Source organism: Pseudorhodobacter sp. (genome assembly GCF_030452865.1).
In the GTDB taxonomy this organism is placed as follows: Bacteria; Pseudomonadota; Alphaproteobacteria; order Rhodobacterales; family Rhodobacteraceae; genus Pseudorhodobacter.
In genome coordinates this window covers 1-5,254 of sequence record NZ_JAKDLJ010000256.1, presented here as the reverse complement: position 1 = coordinate 5,254, position 5,254 = coordinate 1, and the positions used below count along the sequence as shown (strand labels likewise).

Below are 5,254 nucleotides of genomic sequence, written 5' to 3'. Positions count from 1 at the left end.
GGGAGCCGACGGATCAGCGCCGTGCGGTGACCGTGACGCACCGTGGGTTGGGCCGACTCTACTGGGGGGGGCCGCCCTTGGGGGCATTGAGCCCCCCGCGGGCGGCATTGCCATCGCGGCTTGGCAGAGGCATCGAGGCTGCCCGACCGGGCGTGTAGTGTATAAATGGGTTTATGGATACTTTTGCAGAGAAGACAGTGGTGGGGGCAATACCGGTTGTTCGTTCGTTGCGGTTGACCGAAACTGGTTGCGGAACTGTCAATGAGCGATTTTTTCCTGCCTCACGAACATGTTGCCCCATGCGCGGTCGATGAGATCCGGCGTCATCTGATATGGGATATTCTCAAAATCGCAGACCGCCATCATCTGTTCGATCAGAAATTTCGGCATGTAATTAGCGTAGACATTCTGGATGGTTGGGAATTTCACCTTCATCAGATGCACCAAGGTCCGTTCATCCAGCGGCATCTTTTTCGCCCTTGCCACCATCGCAAAGATTTTCAGAAAGTTTTCCTGATCTGGACCGTCGATCTTGATCTTGAAGAAAATCCGGCGCAGGGCGGCACCGTCGAAGATTTCATTCGGGTGGAAGTTGGTCGAGAAGATCACCAAGGTGTCGAAGGGGACGGTGAATTTCTCACCTGATTGCAGCGCGAGGATGTCTTTTGACTCCTCCAGCGGTACGATCCAGCGGTTGACCAGCTTCTGCGGTGGCTCCGCTTGGCGGCCAAGGTCGTCGACAATGAAAATGCCGCCGGTAGATTTGAGTTGCAACGGTGCCTGATAGGTGCGCGCGGTCGCGTTATAGGTGAGATCAAGCATTTCCAGTGACAACTCACCTCCGGTGATCACGGTAGGACGTTCGCAATAGACGTAGCGATTGTCGAAACGATTGGAGGTGCGGCGCAGCGAATTGGGATCGTCGACAGCCTCTTCCGCTGCGGAATGGACGATTGGGTCGTAGACGGTGATCACCTGGCCTGCGTATTCCAGCGCGCGTGGCACATATATCTTGTCGCCCATCGCATCGCGGATGCCGTTGGAGATAGAGGACTTACCGTTTCCGGGCGGGCCATACATCAGGATGGAGCGGCCCGAAGTCACGGCCGGGCCGAGGTTGGACAACAGGTCCGGCGGCAGGATCAAATGCCCCATCGCCCCGATCATCTGTTCGCGGGTCAAGCGGATATTGCGCACAGACTGGCGTTTCACCTGAACGCGGTAGTCATCGAGCGGGATCGGCATCGAACCGTAATATTCCGACTGTGCCAGCGCATCGAGCGCGCGCGCCTTGCCGCCTTCGGTCAGTTGATAGCCCATCTCATTGCCGGAGGTGGCATGCAGCGTACCGGTCGCTTCGATCAATCGCTGGGTGCGGGCAAGGTCAATGAGCTCTTGCGTCAGCGGCACCGGCAAAGTGATCGCGCGGGCGATAGCGGAGACCAGATCAAGGTTGGTGCGGAACATGGTTTTGAGCAGGATATCCCGCATCATCACCATCGAAACCCCCACCTCCGCCAAGGATTTTGGCGCTGGTGGGGCAAGCACGTTCGGCAAAGGCGTTTGAACATTCATGTTGCGCACCTGTTGGGTTGTCGGCTGCATTGTTGCCGCGAAATCGTTGCCAATGGGTTACTGCGTACTCATGGCAATAAAAGGGCGAGAATCGGGTAAAACACCAGCGCACCTGCAAGTGCGAGCCCCATCGGAAAGTCCTTATGCGTCCAGCTCTCCCAATCCGGTGTTACAGCGCGAAAGGCCGAGGCGCGTTTCAACATCCGGTGGCTGACCACAGCGGCCAATATGCAAGAGGCCAGCAACAGGAGCACCGTGCGCGGGTCTGCGGTCACAAAGAAAGGGGCCATTGCAGCGGCGAATTTCGCATCGCCCCCCCCCATCAAACCGGCAGCGGTTGCCAGAAAGCCGATGGCGAGAATGACGGCAAACAACGCCCAGCCCCAAAGCCAGAGTTTCAACGGAAAGACGAACAGACCGACCAACAGGTAAACCAGCAGCAAGGCAATGACCGCCTTGTTCGGTATCTTCATGAATTTCATGTCGGACCATGCCACCCAGATCGCAATCGGAACGGTGAACGGAAGGAACCACAGCAATGACTGGGGCAAGGTTCCCATCAGTTCGTCACATTTGCATCAAGCGCGGAAAGGGAGCGTTCGGCAGCCTCAAAATACTGCGGATGGGTGTCTATCGCTTCTTGCAACAGGCCTTTTCCGATCCGCACATCCCCTTGTTTCACGGCCGTCAGCGCCATGGTGTACAACAATTCCGCCCGTTCCTTCTGGGTCATCTTTATCACCGGCAGGTCATATTTGCGCTGCGCGCCACGGGCCAGAACGAGGTTGTTCTTGGCGGTGAACAGTTGCGGATCACAGGACAGAGCGTCCTGAAACAGCTTTTCAGCACCAGTATATTCACCGCGTGTCAGCTTGGAATAGCCCCAGTTGTTGTAAACCCCTGCGGGGGTCGTAGTCAGCCCGGTTGCAATTTCATAAAAGCTGTCGGCTTTTTTCCAGTTCTTGTTGGCGTCAGCGACCATCGCCTCCAGCTTGTATCGTTCAAAACTTTCGAACGTCGGAGGAATCTGGTTCAGTTCCGCCTCGGCGCGTTTCCATTCGTTGGAGCGGATCAGCGCATCGGCATAGGCAACCCGGTCATCATTGGTCACCTCTTTGCTGGCAACGACTTCCGCCCAGACCGTTGCCCCTTCCTGCGGTTTTTGCGCGCGGACCAAGGACATCGCCAATCCACGTTTCACATCGACACGATCAGGGTTCTCGGCGGCGGTCTTGCGAAAATAGGCGACCGCCTCATCCGGGGCGCCGACGGTCAGCATCACATCATTGAGGTTGCTTTCGTCGATCACGTTCACCGATTTGATCGCGCGATTGACCTCGGCATCCGTGTTGTTCTGGCAAGCCGACAAAGCAACCGCGCTGCCAAGGCACAGTGCCGCAAACATTGGGTGGCGCATTTTGCGTCCTTTTTACTGCTCGGGGCACAGCACCACGGACTTGCCTTAAAGCTGCGAGAGCAGAACATACTGCCCGTGGTCGCGCCGCACCAAGGCAAAGTCATGGCTTTGTGCCGTTTCATCATACACAGCGGCATTGCTCCGCGCGATAGCGAGCAGCAGATTTTTGCGGATTGAGTCCGAACTGCCACTATCCAGCGCGAACGCCTGTTGGAAAACTGCGCGCGCTTCGCCCAGCTTGCCGCGTTCCATCAGCACGACGCCCAGATTGTTATGTGCCGGCACCGATGCCGGGTCGGCCTTGACCGCACGGCGCAGCAGGGTTTCCGCTTGCCCCAAGCGCCCCAGCCGCAGGTTCACCGACCCAAGCGCCGATAGCACATCAGCAGTCATTCCCTGCTCCGCCGCGCCGCGCAGATAGGCGCGCAAGGCCAGTTCATATTCCCCCGCCTCCATCAAGCGGTGTCCGACCAGCAAACCATCCACACCTTTTTCGCTGCCATCGGCCCCAAGCGGCGCATTCCGCGCGATCTCGGCAGGGGTAAGGCCGCCGGTCGATTGACAGGCGGCCAGCAGGGAAACCCCGGTGATCAAGCACAGCATCGGTCGTTTCATGGATAGGTTTCAGCCCCCGCCGAGCGTTTTTGCAATTCCATGTACCGACGGCCCGATCAGGATGATCATCAGCGGCGGCACGGTGAACATCATTGTGCCGAGGGTAAGCTTGGTCGGCAACTTATTTGCCTTTTCTTCGGCCCGCATCACGCGTTTGTCACGCATTTCGGCAGAATAGACACGCAACGCTTCGGCAATCGAGGTGCCGAAGGTGGCCGATTGCACCAGCGTTGTCACAAAAGAGGCGACATCTGCAACGCCCACCCGGTCCGACATGTCGCGCAAAACGGCCACACGTTCCTTGCCCGCCTTCACCTCGTTCGCAACGCTGTCGAATTCATCGGCGAGGGCGGGGTATCCGGCGCGGCTTTCCTTGGCGACGCGCATGATGGATTGATCCAACGATTGCCCGGCCTCCACACAGACCAGCATCATGTCGAGCGCATCGGGAAAACCGGAAATGATTTCTTCCTGGCGCTGCTGAACCCGGCGTTGAATCCAGTATTTCGGCAGGAAATAGCCCGCGGCCCCCGGCCCGATGGTCCACATGATCATGGCTTGACTGGAGATATCGCCCTTGGTTTGCAGAAACATCGTATAGGCCACGCCGAGGATCAAGAAGCCGATGCCAAGCGCCAATTGGGCAAAGTGAAACAGTTGCACCGCGTTTTTCGCGCGGTATCCTGCCCGCAGCATTCGCATACGCGAGGCCGACATTTCTTCCGCGTTCTGCGGTTCGAGAAAGGTCGAGAATTTTTGTAGCTTGTCACCGGCACCGCCCGAAGTTCCGACGCGCAAGCCCTGCTCTTTCGGGCTTTTGTAGGCGTTGCGTTGCATTTTGATCTTCTCAAAAGGCTCCGGCGTTTTCTTCAGCATCGTTGGCAATGTCACAAGGATCAGTAAAAGCCCGATCCCGCCGATGACGATCAGCGGGCCGAATGGCCCCAGTTTGGTGACGAGCATTTCGTTGATGGATGCAAGCATGGTGTTCAGGCCCCTCTTTAAACTTTGATGTTTACCATGACCTTCATGAAGATCACGTTGATGACCAGCAGCGTCCCGACGACCAGAGCCGCCGGAATGAAGGAAGGTGTGTCTTTCACATCGTCATAGTAGCCCGGCTGGATGACCTGAATCATCACCAGGGCTGCGATGGGAAAGCCCGACAGGAACATGCCTGACCATTTCGCCTCGGCAGTGATGGCGCGGACACGGCGGAACAGCTTGAACCGCGCGCGGATTACCTTGGCCAGACCGTCAAGGATTTCCGCAAGGTTACCACCGGAGGTTTGCTGGATCGTCACCGCGACCGCCAGAAAGCGCAAATCCTGATTGTCCATGCGTTCGGCAAACTCCTTCAGCGCCTCGGATACGTCGCGGCCGTAAGCCGCCTCATCCGCGATCATGCCGAATTCCGTGCCGAGCGGGTCCGCAACCTCCTTGGCGACAATGCCGATGGCCGACGCGAACGGGTGCCCCACACGCAGCGACCGAACCATGAGTTCAACCGCATCCGGCAGTTGCTCCTCCATCAGGTCCATGCGCTTTTTCGCCTTTTTCGCGACCCAGAAATAGACGCCGCCAACCCCCATCACCACGGCGATCAACCCACGCACTGCGGGTTCGGCACTGGTGCCGATGGTCAGG

The 5,254-nt window shown here is 57.8% G+C and carries 6 protein-coding genes; all 6 read right to left on the bottom strand.

Annotated elements, in window-relative coordinates:
• Positions 1-258: 258 nt before the first annotated feature.
• On the bottom strand, positions 259-1,575 hold the full coding sequence (locus L0H65_RS13845) for an ATPase (RefSeq protein WP_301459638.1): 1,317 nt from the start codon (positions 1,573-1,575) through the stop codon (positions 259-261).
• A gap of 68 nt (positions 1,576-1,643) precedes the next feature.
• Positions 1,644-2,135 carry a prepilin peptidase gene (locus L0H65_RS13840; RefSeq protein ID WP_301459637.1) on the bottom strand — a complete coding sequence of 164 codons (492 nt, stop codon included), beginning with the start codon at positions 2,133-2,135 and terminating at the stop codon, positions 1,644-1,646.
• Positions 2,135-2,992, bottom strand: a complete 858-nt coding sequence (locus L0H65_RS13835; protein ID WP_301459636.1) for a lipopolysaccharide assembly protein LapB — start codon at positions 2,990-2,992, stop codon at positions 2,135-2,137. The genes L0H65_RS13840 and L0H65_RS13835 overlap by 1 nt, the downstream gene beginning before the upstream one ends.
• Positions 2,993-3,037: 45 nt before the next feature.
• Entirely contained in the window at positions 3,038-3,607 is a 570-nt protein-coding gene (locus L0H65_RS13830) for a tetratricopeptide repeat protein (protein WP_301459635.1), read from the bottom strand.
• A gap of 9 nt (positions 3,608-3,616) precedes the next feature.
• On the bottom strand, positions 3,617-4,591 hold the full coding sequence (locus L0H65_RS13825) for a type II secretion system F family protein (protein ID WP_301459634.1): 975 nt from the start codon (positions 4,589-4,591) through the stop codon (positions 3,617-3,619).
• Positions 4,592-4,608: 17 nt separating this feature from the next.
• A partial coding sequence (locus L0H65_RS13820) for a type II secretion system F family protein (RefSeq protein WP_301459633.1) occupies positions 4,609-5,254 on the bottom strand: 646 nt, incomplete at its 5' end.